The organism is Arthrobacter sp. V1I9, assembly GCF_030817075.1.
Classification (GTDB): domain Bacteria; phylum Actinomycetota; class Actinomycetes; order Actinomycetales; family Micrococcaceae; genus Arthrobacter.
In genome coordinates, this window is sequence record NZ_JAUSYU010000001.1 from 1,704,616 (window position 1) to 1,724,485 (window position 19,870).

Consider the following 19,870-nt stretch of genomic DNA (forward strand, 5'->3'; position numbering starts at 1 on the left):
ATGGCTTCTCAGCAAGTCGTTGTATGTGTCCAAGAGGGTGCGGCCGTAGTCGCCGAATTTGTTCGTCGACCGGTCCGGTTAACTCCCGACGGATATGCCGGCATTGTCTACAAGGGCGCCGTGTACCCGTTGTTTGCCAACGACGTGGTCGACATTTCCGGAGCATCCTGGGAAGTCGAGGACTGCAGCAGGTTCCTTTTCGCAGGAGCTTCTATCCCATACGCGCCGCAGCTTAACGACGTCGGTGAGCAGCAGAACTTCGCGGGTTTCCACGGTGAGTGGGAGGTCGAGACCAACCGCTTTGGTCATTACCTTGTCTTTAACGCCCCTGAGCGACTTGCAACGGATGTCGTCGACGCACTCGAAGCCGCAGGTCTTTCCGTCCAGAGGTGGGATGTCAGCCATCGTCCCACACATGAGGGGAAGTTCTACGACTGGTTTGCCCGGCTGAGGTTCAAAGGCAGCCACGAAGAGGTCGTGGCTCAGATCTCCGCCCTCTTTTCGCCTGCCTCAGCCGAGCCAACAACTGCGCCCGCTCCGGCACCTACAGTCTCGCCGCTAGAGGATCTCGCAGCACAGGTCGAGCAATTGGTCGACCTGACCGCCGAACTCAGGGAGCGTCTCAGCACCTCTGAGTCTGAAGCTTCGCTCCTAAGTAAGCGGCTCACTGCGGCCTCATGTCGGGAGTCAAAACTCTCCGACGAATTAGACCGGGCCCTGGATCATCAAAAGGCACTACAAGATCAGCTTGGACAGCTGAGCCGTGATCCGCGGCAAGCTCTTGAAACGAAAATACTCTTGCAACGTCAGGCCGAGACCGAAGAACTTCTCGAACTGGCATTCGCGGAAAACTCCGAACTTCGTAGCAGCCTAGCAAGCTACCGTCATCAGGCTGAGCAAGGCGACGTACGGATTTTGACACTCGAGGCAACTGTGGTCGGCCTACAAGAACGACTCCAAGAATTAGGCGAACAGGAGCGAGTGCGGCGTAGAGCTAACGCCACGGCCCGAGCACCTCGTCGTGGTGTTCCTGGATTTCTGGATGTGGCCTTCTCGCGGCTGACCTTTGTCCTCGACAGCGTTGAAGTATTGGCCAATCTCGAATCATCAGCGTCTATGATGCGATCGCTGGTGCAGATTGATATGGGGGAGGTCGTGGGCAAGGATTTGGAAGGCATGCGCGACTGGCGCGAGGTTTCGAAACTTGCCACCGGGGTTGCTGGTAGCGAGGACATGGGTCGCATTTACTACAAGCCGGATGGCGACCGCGTCCTCGTCAGCGTGCACGTCAAGCAAGACGACAAGGAACAGCGTCGTCACATCGAGAGGCTTCGCTCCATATGAGGGCGGTATCAACTACCGGGCGGACTTGCAGTGGGAGCAGGTGTGGCTGGAGCGGTGCCGCGTGGCGCGCTGAGAGCGGTCGCATCGTGCGGGACACTGATGACGGTGCGGCAGAGGAGCGCTTAAGTACTCTGCCGCGAACAGAATTGCTGCGTTTATAGAAAGGCTCACGGTTGAGCCTGTGGTTTAGAGGGGGACAACGTAAATGACCGAAAGCGAAGCTGTCACGCTGGAGACCCAGTTGGATGATGAGGAAGCCAACGCAGACATCGCGAAGGCGGTCAGTGCGCGTCACTCGATCGCACGCAAGTACGTCATGCGGATTCGTCGCCGGCGTCCAGAGGCGACACCCGCGGAAGTGATCAGGTTACTCGAACGTCACTACAGCACGTCGATCACGGCTGCAGGGGCCGCGATTACCGCCGGGTCGATCGCGGCTGAGGTGGGAATCTCGTTTATTCCGGGTGGCAGCGTCGCGGCAACCGGTCTGAAGACGGCTGGGAAACAGGCGGCTAAGAAGACTGTGCAGGTAACGGCCAAGGAGGGCGGCCAAGGTTGCCGCGAAGAACATGGCCATGGGGGTCGCGAAGACGGGTGCTCACCGTGTGGCCGCGCTTCTCCCTGCCGGTGATCAGCAGCTCCAGTTCGAGCTCACCGCAATTTTTGGGCTTGCCTTGGCCGACATCCACGGGAAGGCCCTGGACCAGGACCAGGCCCATGCCTTGGTCTACGGGCTGACCAACGACCGGGTGAGTCAGGAACAAATTGCCACTATGGCCAAGGACGTGGCGGAAACTTCCCCTGAAGGTGTAGTGGGTGTGGGCCACAAATTCGCGGCCGCCAGCGGTGACTGGTCTCACTGGGCGACAACCCTGGCAGATACCCTGCCCAGCGGGGCCGCGCAAAGCCTCGTCCGGACCATCCAAACGGGTCAGCTGGACACAGTGCGGGAAACCCTGAACGGAAAACAGCAGACGGCGATCGAATATGGAGTGGGTGCACTCACTGGAGGTGTGAGCCGTTTTGTATTTGGCCGAGACGTCGTTGAATCCGCCCGTAAAGCATTCCCTGAGGCTCCAGCGGAGTTCCCGGCACACCTTGCCCTGCAGATCGAGTCGTCAGAAGCCGACGACCGGGAGTCCGAGCCCAACCGCGCACTTGCAGCTCTGGAGGAGGCAGCGAAGTCCACAGGAAGCTGGATCACCGGGACGGCCAGCACTGTCGGAGAAGGAGTCGCTACGGGTGCCTCCGCCGTTGGATCGGGGGTCGCGAGTGCCGCTGCTGCGGTGTCCCGCCCGTTCCGTGCCGTGGACGTCGACGGCGACGGGATCCCCGATGAGCCGCAGGCACTCGCCGCGGTCAAGGGCCTCGGCGGTGCCCTGGCTGGAGCCACTGGCGCAGCGAGCGGAAAAGTTGCTGGGTTGTTTAAATCCCGGAAGCGAGACATGGCTGATGCGCCGGAAAAGGCGCCTGAGAAATGAACCCAGAGTCTTACAGTGCGGAACTGGCGGCGGCCATGGAAGCTGGCTTCATTCAGAACCCCAACACAGGCGAGCACTGCCACGGCCTTGCCGACGCCTACATGGCTTCTCTGGCCGACAGTGCCCTACCAGCGGACATTGAGGGACGCCAAGAGTACGACGGCTTAGTCGCATGGTCCCTGGAGAGGAGAGACGTGTCGCCGGGAGAAGTCGTGAGGACGTTCAACTACATCCGAGTTAAGGCGGTTCGAGTGGCCATGAAAGTAGCCCAGAGGCGCGGCGAGGTCGGCCAGAACGAGTTCATTTATTGAGCCGCCGGTGATCCTCAAACAGCACACTCCGTGACAATCCCGCCAGCCGGTAAGCTCCCTATATAACAGCTCGGCAAGCGACTTGCGGTGCACCGCAAGCTTACAGATGAACTGCATGTCAGGGCGCTCCGTCAACCACCCGAAAGTAACCAAACCACGAGACGCATCTACGCTCACAGTCGCACCTGAGGACGTCCGCAATACGTGTGCGATTAATGGGACCAGTCCACCCACTCTTTTTTGGAATCTTGTGGTGGAATACGTACGTGACTGCGACGACGCCCCTGCCCGATGACATCCTCGAGCGCATTTGCCGTGAGAACCTCGCTGTGTACCGGGAGTCACAGGGCCGGCTCCTGGAGGACGTCAGCCAAGAGGCGCAGGTCGCCCATGACTATCGCGGGCGTCTCGTGTATGAGCTCCTCCAGAATGCGGATGACGCGCTGGTGGGCGTTGCGAGGACAGAAGACAGGGTCTTGTTTCGACTCACCGACAGCGAGCTGTGGGTTGCCAATACGGGGCGCCCCTTCACAGAGGCCGATATTCGCGGATTGTGCGGCTTGGGAGCCAGTTCTAAGGCGCAGTCCGGGGGCCCTAAGCGTGCCAGCATTGGTCACAAGGGGTTGGGCTTCAAATCGGTCCTTGAAATCACCGACAGCCCTGAGGCCTATTCCGAGACGGTGTGCTTCCGATTGGGGCGGGAGCAGGCGGAAGCGCAGGTGTCTCTGCTCTGGAAGGAGTTTGACCGCGGCAAGGTCCGCGGGGTGCCGGCGATGCGCTTCCCGTGGGCGATCGCTGAGGGGCACGAGACCTGGGACCAACTGCGTGCAGCCGGCTATCACAGCGCTTTTCGATTCCCGTTCCACGAACGGGTTAGCTCCGAACAAAAGGCAGCGCTCGCGCATCAATTATTGAACCTGCCGATGACCAGTGTGCTCTTCCTCAAGCACCTTGAAGAAGTGGTCATTGAGGTTGCGACCTCCACCAAGGAGTCAGACCGTCAGTGGCTCTTGGAGAGGCACCGAGTGACTTCCTCTGGCGTCGAGCGGTGTGTCGGCCTGACGGAGTCGGGCCTTTTCAGGGTCGACTTGGTCAACCGTGAAGGCAAGGGTGACAGTTACTGGATCGCTCACGACGGTGACGTGCGAATCGGCGGCCACCGCGATGGCTTGACTGGGCCGGCATGGGAGGGCGTGGACGTCACCGAAGTGTCGGTTGCGGTCCGGGATGACCCAGACCCGCGGGTCAGGCCGGAGGACCGCAGGTTTCACGTCTTCCTGCCTACGCAGGAGCCTTCATCCTGCTCGCTGCTGGTCAACGGGGCCTTCACGACTGACCTTTCACGGCAGCACATTCAAGTCGCGGACACCGAGTCGAACTACAACGGGTATCTCGTACGTCGCGCAGCCGAGACATTCGTGCGGATGCTCATGCCTCACCTCCTTACCGAGGGTGGCCCACATTACGTCCTGCGCGTTCTGGATCGAGGCGAAAGCGATTACGGGTCGGCAGGCGGACTCCTGGCCGACGCCATTGCCAGGGCAATGACGGGTGTCCGTTTCCTGCCCTCAGGACCGAATGAACTCGCCCTCAATGAGGCCGTTTTTCCATCGCACGTTCTTGGCGCTGAAGGGCCCGCCTTCGCTGCCCTCCTCAAGCCGGAATGCGTTCTTGAAGGCAGACAATTCCCTGATCCGGAGTTCTGTGAAGGCGCGCTTGCCAGGGTGTGTGCGGCTTACGGCTCAGTGGCGCTGAGCCCGATTGACTCACTACGTGCCCTTGCGCACAATCTTGACACGGGGAGGACAGCGTTGAGACCAAGCCTTGATGCTCGTTATCAGGTTGACCCAGTGCTTGATCTTTGTGCGATCCTCTGGGAACGATCGGACGCGGCGGATCGCCAGGCCTTGGAGGAGAGCGCGCGGCTGGAACCGGTCTTCCCTGTCGGCGAGAACGACGATGGCACCGTCAGGCGGATAGCTCTGGGAGGTGAAAGTGCGTTTTACCCGCCGCGCTCTTCCGCAGAGGAACTTCCCCTTCGCAAGTTACAGTTCCTCGCACATGCGGTCTGCTGGGGCACGCTCGGCAGGACCGAACAGAGGCCGGTCCTGGAGCGCCATATGAAGGCGTGGGATGCACTCTTTGACGTCAAAGAGTTTCGCTTCGAGGAGGTCATGCGCGCTGCCGTCCTCCCAGGACTCACGCGCACGGCAGGGGCCGATGCTGAGTTGCGGGAGTCAAACCGCACTATCGAAGCACTCGCCACGATATGTCGGTTGGCCGGAAAAACGACCAAACCTGATCAGCCTCTTCCCATGGGGCGGCTCGGTTCGGATCGGGCGTTCTTCAACGTCAGCCGCCTTGATGTTCCGTGTCGTGCCGATGACACCGGGGAGCTGACCTGGGCACCGGCCCATCAGGTGTACTTCGGAAGCGACTGGGTTGGCGATGACTCTGTGGAGCCGATCGTTGAAGCGATGGCCGCTGCGGGCGTGGTCATGCAAGTCCGATTCCTTGCATCGCCCGACGTGTTCGCCGAGTTCTCGTCCACCATCGGGGTCAACGAGGAAGACGACGCGAGTCCAGCGGCAATCGATCCGGACGAAGGTGAAGTCGACCTCGATGACGACACCGACGAAGCACTTGAGACGACCGTCGATGATCGGTGGCGCAACTTTTTCGCTTGGCTCGGAGTCAGTCGCGGTTTGAGACTGATCCACTTTCACGACGTCGACGACACCGGGACCGGGTGGACAAACACGAAGGGTCTCGGTCTCCCTGGTGGTTGGGCATTCTCAGGCCTGGACAAGGTCTGGTCCGAATACCAAGCGGATCTCGTCGGGGCACTCTCGTCCGATCCACGGTGGGAGCAGACGGATCACTATCTCTACCAGGTTCACAATCTTGATCGGCTCGATGAGATCGCCAGGGTCGCCCTCCGCAGGGACAACGATGTGGCCGAGAAGCTGCTCGACCACCTCGTTCGCAACTGGAACACCTACGCCCGCCACACCCAAGCCCAGTTGGCATTCGTCGGAGCCGGCAAATGGCCGTCGTCGCGCACAGCTCCACCGCGAGCAACGTCGGAAGAACTCGTCAATGCTGGCCCAGATCTATGGCTCTACCGACTTCGTAACCACGCGATTTGCCCCACGAGCCATGGCCCGCGGCGTCCAAACCAAAGTTGGCGTCGATCCGAGGAGCTCGTTCGTCGTCTGGGCCGCAGTGGGCGCGACGCCGACGACTACCTTCCTGTCCTCAAACAACCGACTGGGGTGCCGGCCTCGACACTCCGCGCTTGCCTCGACGAACTGCAAGTCCGCGGCGAGCTGACTCCGGCCGCGTTCAATGTCGAGGATGCACACGATCTCTGCGTACGCATTTCGCACCTCTACCCGGCGGGCATCACCGACCAGGCGCTGCGCTCGGAACTGCGGCCGATCTACCGACAGATGTTCGAACTCCTGGTCGGCAGCGCTGTAAACAACGGGGCGGCGCCACTGGCTGACACCCCGCTTGCCGCGCGCACTGCGGCCGGGTACGAGTTCCTGGCCGCCCGAGACGTCGTGTACGCGTCGGTGTCTGGCAGCCGAGAACGGAGCGGTGTGCAGGACAAGGTGCCGTTGTTCGTTCTTGAGGCCGAGCCGGGAGCACTTCGTCCGCTCCGCGAGCTCTTCGGAACCCCACTCCTTGAGAGCGCGTTGGAGTGGTCGGTGATGCCGGGCGAGACTGCCCTTGAAGAATCCGGCGTCGGCACTTTCCGCCAAGGACTCCGAGACCTGGTCCCACCGCTACTCGCCCGCCTCAGTGCCGATCGAGCCGACCGTAGTAGGGCCGACCAACGGGCCTTGACTGAATTCGCTGAGAAGCTGGAACCCGTGGAGTCGCTGAATCTGAGCTGTTCATTCCGAGGGCAGAACCTCGGTCACATTCCCCAGCGGACGTACCATGTGCGGCGCTCCGAGAAATCAGGATTCCAAGGTTTCGCCGTGTGGGCCGGCCCTGCATGGCCGCCGATAGCGGAGGACGCTCACACCCTGGCTATGGCGCTTGCAGAGACCTTGGAAGTCAACACCGTCGAGACGTTTTTGTCATTCATCAACGCGAACCCCGCGCAGCGACAGCAACTACTCGATCTGGCCGGCGCCGCGGAGAAGCTGGAGGAGGTGCAGCAAGACCTTGCCTATCTCGGAGGTGACGCTCATCAGGTCGATCAGCTGGCAAACCGCGCAGAAGGCAACAAGCTCGGCACGACAGACGGCGAGTCAACAGAAGCGGCCACCGGGCAGGCAGACCGAACCCCTCCCGCAGCCACCCGTGCCGCTCCACGTATCCCGCTGCACCGCTACGAGGACCTCCTGATAGACGGAGAACTCATCCGCATCCAAGGATCAGGTCCCAAACACGAGACCCCAGGAACCAATGGGTAACCCGGAGCCGCAGGTGACGACCACGGCGCCCAGGGGGGTGCTGCAGGCGCGCCCAGGGCAGCCGCCGGCACCGACCTGAACGAACTTGACCGACTTGGCATGCGTATAACCTTCGCATTTGAGGAGCGACGATTCATCGGGCGGAAGACCGTCGTACTCCCAGGAGAAACGCCCCCTGAGAATGCGGACGTGCTCATCGTCGACGTCAGCTCGCCAGAGATGATCGCAACCGCTATCGAACAGTCCACCGTAGTCGAGGAAGTGTTTGACCAGCTCGCTGAGCAAGGCATCAGCCAGCTCTACCCCGGCTTCGACATGCTAACTATCCAAGGCGGTTCAATCGATCGAATGATTGAACTGAAGTCGTCCGGAGTCGACGCGCAAGTACAAGCCATGAGTTGGAACGAGTGGAAAACGGCCGGCGGTGAACTAAGAAGTCACTTCTGGCTCTACCTCGTCGGCAATCTTCGCGCCGATCTCGAAAACGCCCCACCCTTCGTGAGAGCCGTTCAAGACCCATTCGGCACGCTTGCCTCATCAAAGTCGGAAGACGTCATACGCAAGCGGACAGTTCAACTCCGAGTACGCGAGTTCGCCGCTGCCGATCAACTCACCCTAGAGCTGCGACACGAGGAAGACGCGCCAGCCCAGGACGACACCTGAGCAGGATGGCCAAGTCCACCGTTGCCTCACCTTCGACCCCTTCAAAGAACCTCTTCGGCGCTGGACGTCACTGCGCGGCCTGCCGGCCGAGGATTCCGATTGAGCAGTCGTCCTTCGTCGCATTCCGGATGGTGACATTCACGAGCCGCCGCAGTCGCTTCTTGTAATCGGAGTTCTTGCTCTGGCGACCAGGTGCCGTGCCGACGGCGTCGATGAGTTTGGAGCATGCGCCCGCTAGCTCGCCAGTGCGCGGGTCGTACAAGCTGTCTCCTGAGCCATCACTCATGAGTATGAATCCGCTGACGCCGTCCAGCGATCCGCGGAAGAGTCGCATGGATTCGAGTGCACGTGCCGAGGTGACGAACGTCGTCTGATTCGCGAACTCGGCGTTATCGGGGCCGGAGATGACCCTCAGGTCGCCATGCTTCAGGTACCCGACGACCCCGTCGCCGACATGGGCGCCGAGGAACCTGTCGCCGGATACGGCCACGCAAAGGAACGTCGAAGCGAGATCGTCGGGCGATACATTATGCCGTTCCGCTACGGCTGCCACCTTGGCTGCAAGTCGGCCAAGGAGATCCACCTTCACCTGGATGCCGTCGTTGGATGCCGCGTACTCCGCGAACTGTTCGACGAGTACAACGCATCCTTCATCGACGACCGCTTGGGCGCCGAACTGAGAGTGAGTCGCAGAGCCTGCGCCGTCGGCCAGGCAGAGGACTTGGACGCCGCCGCGAGAGAGGTAATTCGTCCGGTCTTGGACCGGCGTGCCATCCCGCAGGTGGCCGTGCCCCCTGGCCTGGTAATGGAATTCCTTGAACACCTACAGTTCCGCCCAGCCGGCGAGCCCTTCGAGGTCGAGCTTGACGGTGTCGCCGGGAGTCGACCGCGAGACTCGTGCGACCGACCGAGATAGCCACTCGAAGAATTCCTTGAACTTCAGGCCGTCGAGGCGCAGGGGAGGACGGTTGGGGCTGAACCGGGCGAGCGTCTTCATGTCGGCACCGCCGCCGATGCCGATCGGAAACACCGTGAGTTTCTTGGCCTCGACCAGGTCGACCACTCGCCTGACGGCGGAGTCGATGTTGTCCGTCGGCGCGCCGTCGGTCATGAGCACCAGCCACGGCTGGTAGTAGAGGACGCCACTGCCGGAGTAGGCCGCTTTCCTGTTCTCGAGCGTGTCCAGGGCGAGGTTAACACCGGCCCCCATCGCGGTGGTGCCGCTCGCGGTCAAGGCCGAGATCCGCCGCAGCCGCTCGATGCTCGCGAAGTCATGGACGAGGCCCGCGGACGAGTTGAACTCGACGATGTTGATCTCGGCTGAGTCATGAGCGTCGTCGTCTTCGTCGATCGCGTCGTAGAAGAGGTTGACGCCGCGGACGAGTTCCTGGATCGGCGGGCCGCTCATCGAGCTGCTGGTATCGAGGCAGAGCGAGACGGGTACGCGCGGGGTCGGGTTGTCGACGAGGTCGTCGGCCCCGATGTTGAGTCGCGCCATAGTGCTTTCCTTTCGTTGAAGCTGTTGTTGCTAGTTGCCTGTGAACCACTTGCGGAGGCGTGCCCAGAAGCCCACCTGGGTTTGTGCGCTTGGCTTGGTAGTGGAGGCAGTGGGGCCGGTCCGGGGCGTGCGTGGCAGTGTTGGAACGCAGCCGGCGGGGTAGCGCCCGCCGGAGCCAGCCCTGTGAGTTGTGGGGACCGATCGACCGTTCCGCTGGTGCCACTCAACGTTTCCGTATGTGATGAAGGGCTTCTGGCACCGGACACAGAGACGAGAAGGGTCGAGGGTGTTGGCGCGAGCCCGCCGTTCGTCGTGCTTCTGCGCGCAGGAAGGGCACCGACCGTACTTCAGCTGGCTTTTCGGGAAGGGCCGGCTGCAATCGCGGCATGGCACAGTGATCGTTGGAGCGGCAGCGGCTCGGCCTGGCTGCTGATCACGGCACTTGTTGCATTGCCGTGGGAGAGAGTGCTCCTGGGTGTCGTCGATCCAGATGCCAGCGATTGCGTTCTGACGTCCGCAGGTGGGGCAGTCCTGGATGGGGGTGTCCTGCTTGAACGCCTTGTTGCGGATCGGGTACACATCGTTCGACATGGGGTCGAAGTTCAAACGCTTGTTGCCCAGATAGCTCTTGTACGCCTTGAAGGCTTCAAGCCACTCTGCGGCAGTTGGACGCTTCTTGTAGTGCTTGCCTTCGCGATGGAAGGTGTGCCAGAAGTGGTCCTTCACCGGCTTGTGGATGTGGCTCCACATGTACTTCCAGTCACCGTCCGGCTGGTCCTTGTTGTTGCGGTTCTCGTACTGGAAGGCGAAGTTGCCCTCCTTGATCAGTTGAACCATGTCGCCGTCAGTCCCCGTTCGGATGTATGGGAACTGTCCGGTCATGATGATCATGAACAGCATCGTCGCGACGGCGAAGAGCTCGTCTTCCATCGTCCGCAGAACGTCGGAATAGGTCTTCCCGAGCATCGCGGGTGAGGTGAACATCGGCGTCCCGACAGGGCAGGGGTAGCCCTCCAACTGCCAGGAATCTGCGTCGATGATGAAGACGTTCTTCTTCTCATCAATCATGAGGTTCTTGGGGTTGATGTCGCCGAGGATCACGTTCATGGAGTGCAGGTACTGAACCTTCTCCAGGAACGAGATGCAGATGTCAACGAGGTCGGCCTTCTTCCAGCTTGGAAACTCGCGCTCGAACTTTCGCTTGTTGAAGACCGTACGTTGAAACTCGCGCCCGCTGGCCTTCGGCATCACGTATCCAACGAACTCGCCGTTACCGTTGCGGACAACCGCGGAGGGGATGCAGAGGCCCTTCGCGCGGAGGTTTCGATTGACAAGCAGTTCGATCTTTTCTTTGCGGTGTCGCGTGAGGTGGTCCTTATCGAAGATCTTGACCACTGTGCTTAGATCGGCTTCGTATACGGTCCCCTCGCCGCCTTCGCCAAGCAGCGCGCCCAGCACGAGCGAGCCGCTCCGGTCCGCGGATGCCCACGTGACGTGGTCTCCCTGCTTCGGGAGTGCAGAGAAGGCCATTGGCGTGTCGCTGGGCTTGAGCCTTGCCTGCGCAGAGAACGAGTTGGTCGGTGTCGATGCAACGGCCCAGCGTCGCGGTGCCGGCGATGACGGCGACTTCACCGCCCTCGGGCCCAGGTTGGTAACGGGCTCCTCTAAACCGAACGCCTTGCCAAAGTCGTCCAGAAGCGGCTTAAGCACCGCGACCTCGGACTCGTCCTTGAAGCTGCCGCTTCCCTCCGCGATGCAGGTTGCGTGGCGCTTGTACTTGCGGAACCCGCGCTCGAAGTGCGATTCGTCGGACTCGACCTCGAGATCGCCATCTTTTGTGAGGACCCCGACGAGAAGGCGCTTGGCGAGCCGGTGCGCGAGGAGGCGAATCCGCAGCTTGATGGTGATGTCATGGGTGAGCAGGCACATCTCATAAGTGCCGGCAAATCGTTCGAAGAGCTTCAGAAAGAGGTCGTCAGCGTAGGGGTTGGTGTCATCACCGAGGTCCTTACGCACGAGCCCGGCTTTGCTCGCGCTTTCAAGGAAGGTCAGCGCAGCACCGGCCTTCTTGATCGCCTCGGCGCGCTCCATAGTCTCCCCGGAGGGGTGGATCCGGCTCTGCTTTGTGAGTTCGCCAACGACCTTGGTCGGTACGACGACAGGGTTTCCATTCGCGATGATCGCACTCTGCCCGCGCTCGATGAGACGCTTCAGCCCACCAGCGCGGCGCGCGTCTGTGTCCATGAAGACGTTGGTGTCGATGAACAGCCGTCGGTTCGGCTGGAGGAACTCGACGGGGTCGATGAGCTGGTACTCGAGCGCATTGAGCACTATACGTTCTCCATATTTCTGAATGTCCGGAGCTTTGGGATCAGACTTGTGTGACTGTAGGAGCCCTGACGGTCGACCGTGTCGAGCGCCCCTTCCAGGGGTGCGTTGATGAGGGGTGCCGGTGGTTGTGAGAGGATCGGCTCCATCCCGTACCGAGAGTCGACGACGAGCGCCTCGATCTCGTCACCCACGGACACGGCCTGGCGCGGCTTCCCCTCGATCTCGGGGGCAGCTCGTCCAATGGGATGCGCCCATGCATCCCGAAACCGAGGCCGAGATCGATGCCGATTTCCTCGTGGTGGACGTACGCCACAACCCCGGTCACAACATGCCCTTCGTCGGGAACGCAGCTTCCGCGCGATTCCCCGACCCGGTCATCGGCTTCATCTGCGTCGACCCAGTCGTCGGTTTCATCTTCGCAGGACCAGTCATCCGTGCCATAACGTGCGCTCATTGCGCATCGCCGAACGAGATGTTGCTGCGGAACTCCTCAAGTGCCGCAGCGGCCTCTTCGTGCTCCAGTTGGCGATCTCGCTGATACTTCGCGATCGCACGCATCGGAATACGCCGATGGCTTCCGACGCGGACATGCTCCACCGTGCCCGCATCGACGAGTTTCATCAGGGTGGGTCGAGACATGCTGAGCATGGTCGCGGCCTCGGTGCTGGTGAAGAGGTCCTTGGCGGGGAGCACGACGGCTCCGGTCGAGTGCTCGGCCTCGAGCAGTTCCAGCACCTTCTCTGCGCTCCGACGCGTCAGGTTGAGCGTCACTGTCACCTCATCCGGCGACGCGTCCAGCGCGTCACGCAGTGCTTGGATGTCAGCGGGAAGGATCCCCGACATATTGACCTCCAACTGAAACAAACGAAGCTAACTGAAATAACTGTAATCAAGTGCTGTAAGTGAAGTCAACCGGCGGAAGCGTGATTGACCCGCAAGGCAACACCTGGGCGCGAGCCAGCAGCGTGTCACACGGGCAGTCAGCCGATTGGGGGTCGAGCGCTGTTCCGACCCATAATCTCCATACCCCGCCCTCCGCTCACCTCGTTGGCGCTCTTGATGTTATGACCGCCTTTGAGTCCAAAGGCCGCGCCGCTGATGACCCCGATGCCGATCAGGGCAAGCGGGACGAGAGGCAGGACCGTCGAACTTCGTGAGGGGGGTAAAGGTGTTCACAACCTCGAATCGTAGTGTCATCTGGCAGGGCCTGCAGGGAAGCGGCTCATCAAAGTTGTGTGTCGTCGTGGTTGGTACTTCGGCGGTGTTGGGCGAGGCTTTTCGATGAGGGAAGGTCCTACGTTCGCCATCCGGAAGAAGTGAAAGCGGTAGAAGGTATCCGCCGGAAACTTGAGGGCGGATCCGGCCCCGGGATGGGGGATTGGGCGGCTGTACTTCAGGAAACCACTGCAAAGCACTTTGCGGCAGCATCGACCCAAGCCGGCCTCGCTGACATCATCCGCATGTTCCGTACGGCTGATGTAGAGGTGGCCCGTGTACGGCTCAGCACCCGTAGAAATGATGAATCGCACAACCGGCGGGTAGAGGCGGCAGATCTTGCCGAAGCGACCAAGTTGGCAATGAACTGACCTTCGGACACTGACTCAGGCAGCGGGATTTCTGGCAGATATGCCGTTGAGACACGTGACTGCAACATCATGGGACACGTTAGCCCGGGAGGCCACGGTGTCCTACCGGGAAATGATTGGTGACCATTGGGTTGTAAAATCCCAAACGGATCAGGTGCAGTCAAATGACATCGAAACCGACAGCCTTTACATACTCGACCCCGACGGCAAGTGGCACTTGATGCGGCCATTCGTCGTAGTACGGCATTGTCCACAGTGCCGAACCATCTCAACTTTTCACGTGGACGCAGTGACCAACGGGACGGTTCGCCTCAAGAGCATTGAGAACGGGCACACAGTCATGGATGAACAGGAACTGCCTGCTCTAAAGAAGGTTGGCTTGCTCTGAGATCCGGTAAGCAAGCAACCAAGGCAGAGGTTCGGGACACCAGCCCGCATTGTGGCTTTGTTGCCCGGGCTGCCGCTGCCTGAGGCACATGCGGTCCAGTAGGGACTATTCGGGAAGAATCTTGGTGTAAAAAGAACCAACTAGTTTGACTACGGGAAGACTCGACCGAGCCCATAGCCCCGCCTAAACGCAGGGGAGGGGAATGGTCCTCGGGACCAAGTGGCCTGGCAATCTACACTTCTTGTGGGATCGGAGGCTAGTTGGTGGTTTGACGACTAGTTGGCGATTTCGTCGTAAGTAGTTTGGCGAAAAACTGGCCTAGTTGGCGATTGGGCCAACCGTTCAGATCTAGCTATCTCCCCAATCCACTGCTGGCCAAACTGCTGCGCGCCCCGTGGCCAGCAGTGGATTGGGTGTTATGGGTAGTGAGCAGAGCGTCTGGGTGTACCTTTCAGTTCTTAGCATTTGGCGGAGTGCCACCCGTTAGCGCCGCGGCATGACTCTACCAAGCAGGGCAGGTTGTCTCTGTTCGGGCTAAGTGGGCGCGTCCGGCTCGGCAGGAATCCGGTGAAGAAAACTCTTTGGCCGCCACGCCGTAGACCCATCTGGCCGGGCAGCGACATTCCCAAACGGCCTCCCCTTGTGAATGACGTCTATCGGTTACGGTCGAGACTGGTCAGAGAGGCTTGAAGACAAGGAGCGGCGTGAACAAGGTGGACATCAAAGGCAAAGCCACGCTGGAGGTGTCCGAGGGACTTCTTTACCTGCGCTGGAAGCGAGGGGCCTATATAGGCATTGACGTGGCCAGGGCCGCCCTGGCAGCCATCTCCACGCTGTGCCAGGGCGCCCGGTTGCCGATGCTGGTCGAAATACAGGGCGTGACCCACTCCGCGGCTGCTCGAAAACTCTTTCCCGACCCGGCCAATATTTCGCGCATGGCGCTGCTGGGCGACTCTCCCCGCGACCGAGTGATCGCCATGCTTCGCTTGTCCCTCGTGCGTGCAGGATTCCCGATCAAGTACTTCACCTCCAGGGACCAAGCAATAACTTGGCTGAATGAGCCAACCGGAGAGCAGGCCGACAAGATGCTCGACAGGACCTAAACGACGGCACCGTCAGTGAGCTGGGTCCGCCGGGAGCGGCGGGGGAGGCCCCTGGCCCAGAACGCGGTCATCAGCCCGGCGGTGGCGGCCCCGCCGGCGTATACCCATGGCGACGCCCACGCCCCCTCGGGGGTAGGGGTTACGAAGGCCACCACAACCGCGGTTACGGCCAGGAACAACTCTACGCCGGTCTGCAGCGGCAGGGCCCTGTACTCGGGGTAGGCCAGCCGGATGAGCGGGATGACCGGCAGGAGGAACAGTCCGAGGCTGAAGACCGGCCAGATGCCATTGAACTGCTGCACTGACGGGATCTTCCTTGTGGGTCCGAAGATGCAGCCCCGATCAGCAGATAGATGGCCACATGCCAGGCAGCAGTTGGATGATGGGATCCGCCAGGCTGAACACCAGCACGGCCAAGGCCGGGGCCATGACGCAGACCGCGGCAAACGTCCACGGACGGCGCCCCGAAGCGGGTTTCACCGGGGCACTAGCCTGAGCCTTCACTTCTGGTCGCTGAGGACCGCGGCTCCGCGTGTGTTCTTGGCGGAGTAGTCGTAGATGAGCACGCTCCGCACCGGTCCCTGCATGGCAGACCACATCGGCCCGTCCATTACGAAACGCTGGATGGCGCCGGCTCGGAACGGGCCAATCTCGATCATTCTCGTCGAGGGCAGTTCGAGCTCGCCTCCGGCGCCAGCGGCAAAAGTTCCGGGACTGAGCATGACGCGCAGATCCTTGCCAGTTTCGGTCTCCATGTCTTCGAGCTGCAGAACTGCGCCGGTCTCGTTGACCTCGAGGGTGGCTGTGCAGAGGTAGCGGCGGCCAGGGGCTGGAATGACCCCTGCATCCTGGCGGACACAGCCGGGGTAGTGGAGGAAGACGAAGGATCTTCGATAGGCCCGGTCTCTTGTCCCTGGACCGGATCTGTGTACGTGCAGCCAGACAGTACCGTTGCCAGGAGTCCGGCGAGCAGCGCGCATTGGATCAGTTTCATCATTCCCCAGTGATTCGTTTCCTGGCACCCTACCTGAAGCCAGACAAGGCAAGGCTGATGCCACTCTGAGGAGGACCACAGCGTGGCGTCCGGTTCTGCGCCTGGGCATAAGGGGCCATACAGCAGGGACTGCCAGCCCTAGGCGTAATCCGCAGGCTTGAAACAGGGAGTATCAGATGAGCGTCCCTAGAGATCGGCCGGCCCGAGGACTGGCTCCAGTACAGCGACCACATGCCCCTGATTTTGGACATTGAACCTTTCCAAGAGGTTGCGGTCCCTGCCCGCCCTCCGAGTCCTACGCACTAATCGTTCAGGCCATCAAACCGGCACATGCCTTGAAGCGTGTAGTCGTAACTCCCTCAGAACAGCGGCCAGGGCACCGCTGACAACTCACCGCTCGGAGCCGGAAACCGCCCTGCCAAGCGCAATCGGGCGCAGCGGGCGGCGAGCGAGGCAATTTCTTTGGCGCTGACCAGGCCTGCCAGGTCTTGGCCCAGCTCTCCGTGCAGACCTTCGCTGACACGGTCGATGCCGTCAGTTTCCTCGGCGGTCAGAGCGTCTCCCAGCCACCCCCACAGCACCGTGCGCAGCTTGTGGTTACTGTGAAAAGTAAGCCCGTGGTCCACGCCGTGCCGGTGTCCGTCCGTCATGGCAAGGATGTGATCGCCCTTGCGGTCGGCGTTATTGACGACGACGTCGAACACCGCCATACGTCTGAGCTCTGGCGTGTCCTCGTGTATGAGGGCGACCATCCGCCCCTTCTCATCCTGACCCTCGAGGACGTGTTTCCACCCGGTCTCCGGTACGTCGTCCGCCGCAACAAGATCCACCGCGTTCTGGGCGGGGTCAGTCTCCTGCCACAGCTGCACCATTCCTTTGCCTAAAGGACCATCGCGAAGCCAGGTGCGTGGCACCACGTTCCAGCCAAGGACCTCAGAAACCAGGTAGGCGGCGACCTCCCGGTGGGCAAGGAAGCCGTCGGGAAAGTCCCACAGGGGTTTCTCCCCGGCTATCGGTTTATAAACGACCGTAGTGTCGCCGATGCTGCCCAGAAAGGTGGCGTTCGACGCCGTCGTGATCCGCCCGGTGAGCGTCAGCTCGGCAGTCAGCAGGTCGGGTGCCGCCATCAGACCTCGGGCACGGTGCAGACGTGCCCGTCGGCGTCTACGGGGTAACCGCAGAGCGGGCATGCGGGACGCCCGGCACCCACCACCTCCCGGGTCCGCTTGGCGAAGGCGCGGGCGGTGCCAACCGGCATCCGCACCAGCAACTTTTCAGGCGGCTCAGCGCCGTCCTCATCAAGCAATTCGTCGTTGTCATCAGCATCAACATCGGTGATTGGGTAGGCCTCTATGACCACCTGGGCCGTCGTCGGGTCCCAACCCAAGGTCATGGCCCCGGTACGGAACTGCTCCGTGACGCTCTCCAGCTGGTCATTGTCGACGAGTTCGACGGGAGTACCCGTGGGAACGCTGAAGGGGTTGCCTTCGAGGGTGATGAGCTGATCAAGGATTTCGTCAATCTTCTCGGCGAGCTGCGCCGACTGCTGCTTCTCCAGGGCGATGCTCACAATTTGCTTGCCTGTACGCACCTGCAGGTAGAACGTGCGCGCCCCCGGAACGCCGACGGTTCCGATGACAACGCGGTCAGGCCAGGCAAACTCGTGAACTCGTGTGGGCATGTCAGTATTTTAGGCACATAAGGTCTACTGCGCCGTTTGCCCTGCGCCGCCACCCACCGGCGCATCGCCAGAGTTAAGGCCGTTCGACAGCCACGAGAGATCACCCGCATCGGTGTTCATCGCGTAGACGCTCGGGCGAACAGCACGATAGTGCACGATCGATACGGAGGCAGGCCCCACGTTGATCCGCTGGAACAGGTCGAGGTGCATACCGAGCGCGTCGGCGAGGATTGATTTGATGATGTCACCGTGACTCACCGCCACCCACACGGCTCCTGGCCCGTACTCGGCTTCGAAAGCGGCATCGTGGCGCCGGATTGCTGCTACCGACCGAGTCTGCATCGCTGCCATGGATTCACCTCCGGGAAAAATGACGGCGGACGGCTGCGACTGCACGGCTGCCCACAGGTCTTCGGTTGAGAGATCACTGAGCATGCGGCCCTGCCACTGGCCGTAATCGCACTCGGTGAGATCCGGATCAGTCGGTGCAGAAGGATTACCAGCCTGGCGATCGAGGATGAGCTGGGCGGTCTCCTGACAACGCTCGAGGGGGCTCGATACCACCCCAACCAAGGGCACCACAGCGAGTCGGTCTCCGGTCAAAGCCGCCTGCTCGCGCCCGATCTGGTCCAAACTGACGCCGGCTCCCCGACCCGCCAGCAGGCCAGCGGCATTTGCTGTGGTGCGGCCGTGCCGCACGAGAATAACTGTTGCCATCCCTCCAGCCTAACCACCCGCCCGATAAACAGGGCCGTGACCAGCTGTGGCTACCGGCTGGCGTGGCGCAGCAAGTCTTGCCGGTCAGGCCGGCTGCCAACTCACCGGGAGGGACTTCACCCCATAGACGATGGTGCTGTCCATTCTTTCCAAGTGCGCCCCCTGTTCCAGGGAAAGCCCGGGCAAACGGGACAGTAGGGCCTCCAGCACGATCCTGGCTTCGAGCCGGGCCAGCGGTGCACCAAGGCAGAAGTGAATACCGTGGCCGAACGCCAGATGCCGGTTCTGGGCTCGATCAACATCGAACTTGGCGGCCCGCTGGAACTGCCGCTCGTCGCGGTTGGCGGAGCCGATCCAAGCCACTATCGGTGCGCCGGCAGGAACCACTTCGTTCCCCAAGGTGGTCTCCGCGACCGTCAACCGGTACATCGACTGAACCGGCGACCGAAAGCGCAGCACTTCTTCTAACGCCTGGGGAATCAGGGCTGGCTCCCTGACCAAGCGGTCCATTGTGCCGGGGTATTCAGCCAGACACAAAACGGCGTTCCCGATCAGGTTGGTGGTGGTCTCGTTGCCTGCGACGAGCAACAAAGCACAAAAACCGAGCAGTTCGGGCACCGTCAGTTTTTGGCCGTCAATCTCCGCTGCCAGCAGGGTGCTGATCAAGTCCTGGCCCGGGCGACCCCTGCGTTCGTCGATCAGGGCAAGGAAGTACTCCGCCATCTCCATGTTCGCTGCAGTGTGATTCTCACTGGCCGTACCGGTCCGCGTTTGGCTGACAATGACATCAGACCACCTCTTGAAACGCTCACGGTCCTGCGCGGGGATTCCCATAAGTTCGGAGATCACTATGACAGGCAACGGGTACGCCAATTCCCTAATCAGGTCTGCGCTGTTGCGGTCCGCGATCCCCTCCAGAAGCTCGTCCGTGAGCCCGGCTATGCGGGGAGCCAGCGCGTCCACGGCTTTGGGCGTGAACGCCTGGGTGACCAGGGAGCGTAGCTGCCGGTGCCTTGGAGGATCGGTGGCGATCAGGCTCGAGGAAAACAGTTGGCCGCTGGCCGATGCATCGTCCCCGCCCATGTGCGATGAAAATGTTGCATATTCGGACAGTGCCCGCTGAACTTCGTCGTACCGGAAGACGTGCCAACTGCCGGATTGTTCGTCGAAATAGACAGGGGCAGTTTCCCGCATTCGTTCGTACTGGGGAAAGGGGTCGAGCTGATGATCAGCGGAAAGGTTGAATTTCATGGCTGGCCTCTCTGCTCGCGTGGGGCTCCACCGGACTGGCGGGTGCCACGCTCTGCCGATTGAGCGCTGAACTTGATTTTAGCCAGTGCGTG

General features: G+C 61.3%; 20 protein-coding genes. 9 read left to right on the forward strand and 11 right to left on the reverse strand.

The genetic code is table 11. The features are described 5' to 3' along the window. The 6 genes from QFZ70_RS08120 to QFZ70_RS08145 all read left to right on the forward strand — a co-directional run bounded on the left by QFZ70_RS08120 (position 1) and on the right by QFZ70_RS08145 (position 8,229). The gene (locus tag QFZ70_RS08120; RefSeq protein WP_307094867.1) at positions 1-1,344 is read left to right on the forward strand and encodes a hypothetical protein; all 1,344 of its coding nucleotides are present in this window, start codon (positions 1-3) and stop codon (positions 1,342-1,344) included. Positions 1,345-1,549: 205 nt separating this feature from the next. Continuing rightward, positions 1,550-1,975: a hypothetical protein gene (locus tag QFZ70_RS08125; protein ID WP_307094868.1), complete on the forward strand. Its 426-nt coding sequence runs from the start codon at positions 1,550-1,552 to the stop codon at positions 1,973-1,975. Further along, positions 1,920-2,825, forward strand: a complete 906-nt coding sequence (locus QFZ70_RS08130; RefSeq protein ID WP_307094869.1) for a hypothetical protein — start codon at positions 1,920-1,922, stop codon at positions 2,823-2,825. Before QFZ70_RS08125 ends, QFZ70_RS08130 begins: the two co-directional genes overlap by 56 nt. Further along, complete coding sequence (locus QFZ70_RS08135) at positions 2,822-3,136, forward strand: hypothetical protein (protein WP_307094870.1); 315 nt, start codon at positions 2,822-2,824, stop codon at positions 3,134-3,136. The genes QFZ70_RS08130 and QFZ70_RS08135 overlap by 4 nt, the downstream gene beginning before the upstream one ends. Positions 3,137-3,402: 266 nt before the next feature. Further along, a complete protein-coding gene (locus QFZ70_RS08140) occupies positions 3,403-7,566 on the forward strand; it encodes a sacsin N-terminal ATP-binding-like domain-containing protein (protein WP_307094871.1) in 4,164 nt (1,387 codons plus the stop codon). 189 nt (positions 7,567-7,755) lie between these two features. Continuing rightward, a complete protein-coding gene (locus QFZ70_RS08145; RefSeq protein WP_307094872.1) occupies positions 7,756-8,229 on the forward strand; it encodes a protein NO VEIN domain-containing protein in 474 nt (157 codons plus the stop codon). A 67-nt stretch (positions 8,230-8,296) separates the two neighbouring features. On the opposite strand, the gene QFZ70_RS08150 is transcribed toward QFZ70_RS08145, so the two are convergent. The 5 genes from QFZ70_RS08150 to QFZ70_RS08170 form a co-directional block, all read right to left on the reverse strand. Continuing rightward, entirely contained in the window at positions 8,297-9,052 is a 756-nt protein-coding gene (locus QFZ70_RS08150) for a PP2C family serine/threonine-protein phosphatase (protein ID WP_307094873.1), read from the reverse strand. Beyond that, entirely contained in the window at positions 9,053-9,727 is a 675-nt protein-coding gene (locus QFZ70_RS08155) for a VWA domain-containing protein (RefSeq protein ID WP_307094874.1), read from the reverse strand. A gap of 30 nt (positions 9,728-9,757) precedes the next feature. Continuing rightward, positions 9,758-12,058: a hypothetical protein gene (locus tag QFZ70_RS08160; RefSeq protein ID WP_307094875.1), complete on the reverse strand. Its 2,301-nt coding sequence runs from the start codon at positions 12,056-12,058 to the stop codon at positions 9,758-9,760. After that, the gene (locus tag QFZ70_RS08165; RefSeq protein WP_307094876.1) at positions 12,058-12,249 is read right to left on the reverse strand and encodes a hypothetical protein; all 192 of its coding nucleotides are present in this window, start codon (positions 12,247-12,249) and stop codon (positions 12,058-12,060) included. The genes QFZ70_RS08160 and QFZ70_RS08165 overlap by 1 nt, the downstream gene beginning before the upstream one ends. A 259-nt stretch (positions 12,250-12,508) precedes the next feature. Further along, a complete protein-coding gene (locus QFZ70_RS08170; RefSeq protein ID WP_307094877.1) occupies positions 12,509-12,901 on the reverse strand; it encodes a helix-turn-helix domain-containing protein in 393 nt (130 codons plus the stop codon). A 473-nt stretch (positions 12,902-13,374) separates the two neighbouring features. Between QFZ70_RS08170 and QFZ70_RS08175 the strand changes: the two genes are divergently transcribed. Continuing rightward, a complete protein-coding gene (locus QFZ70_RS08175) occupies positions 13,375-13,644 on the forward strand; it encodes a hypothetical protein (RefSeq protein WP_307094878.1) in 270 nt (89 codons plus the stop codon). Positions 13,645-14,736: 1,092 nt separating this feature from the next. After that, the gene (locus tag QFZ70_RS08180) at positions 14,737-15,135 is read left to right on the forward strand and encodes an STAS/SEC14 domain-containing protein (RefSeq protein WP_307094879.1); all 399 of its coding nucleotides are present in this window, start codon (positions 14,737-14,739) and stop codon (positions 15,133-15,135) included. On the opposite strand, the gene QFZ70_RS08185 is transcribed toward QFZ70_RS08180, so the two are convergent. Then, positions 15,132-15,437 (reverse strand): hypothetical protein, encoded by a 306-nt coding sequence (locus QFZ70_RS08185; RefSeq protein ID WP_307094880.1) that lies wholly within the window; start codon positions 15,435-15,437, stop codon positions 15,132-15,134. The genes QFZ70_RS08180 and QFZ70_RS08185 overlap by 4 nt on opposite strands. Positions 15,438-15,496: 59 nt before the next feature. Here QFZ70_RS08185 and QFZ70_RS08190 point away from each other — a divergent pair, with 59 nt between their 5' ends. Further along, entirely contained in the window at positions 15,497-15,631 is a 135-nt protein-coding gene (locus QFZ70_RS08190) for a hypothetical protein (protein ID WP_307094881.1), read from the forward strand. Positions 15,632-15,635: 4 nt separating this feature from the next. Here the strand turns inward: QFZ70_RS08190 and QFZ70_RS08195 are convergent, their stop codons facing one another. From QFZ70_RS08195 to QFZ70_RS08215, 5 genes are all read right to left on the reverse strand, one after another. Further along, a complete protein-coding gene (locus tag QFZ70_RS08195) occupies positions 15,636-16,115 on the reverse strand; it encodes a hypothetical protein (RefSeq protein ID WP_307094882.1) in 480 nt (159 codons plus the stop codon). A 373-nt stretch (positions 16,116-16,488) separates the two neighbouring features. Continuing rightward, positions 16,489-17,256, reverse strand: a complete 768-nt coding sequence (locus tag QFZ70_RS08200; protein ID WP_307094883.1) for an SCO1664 family protein — start codon at positions 17,254-17,256, stop codon at positions 16,489-16,491. After that, positions 17,256-17,810, reverse strand: coding sequence for a DUF3090 domain-containing protein (locus QFZ70_RS08205; protein WP_307094884.1), 555 nt, complete (start codon positions 17,808-17,810; stop codon positions 17,256-17,258). The genes QFZ70_RS08200 and QFZ70_RS08205 overlap by 1 nt, the downstream gene beginning before the upstream one ends. A gap of 24 nt (positions 17,811-17,834) precedes the next feature. After that, complete coding sequence (locus QFZ70_RS08210; RefSeq protein WP_307094885.1) at positions 17,835-18,527, reverse strand: histidine phosphatase family protein; 693 nt, start codon at positions 18,525-18,527, stop codon at positions 17,835-17,837. A gap of 84 nt (positions 18,528-18,611) precedes the next feature. Next, positions 18,612-19,778 carry a cytochrome P450 gene (locus QFZ70_RS08215; protein ID WP_307094886.1) on the reverse strand — a complete coding sequence of 389 codons (1,167 nt, stop codon included), beginning with the start codon at positions 19,776-19,778 and terminating at the stop codon, positions 18,612-18,614. Between the last annotated feature and the right edge of the window lie 92 nt (positions 19,779-19,870).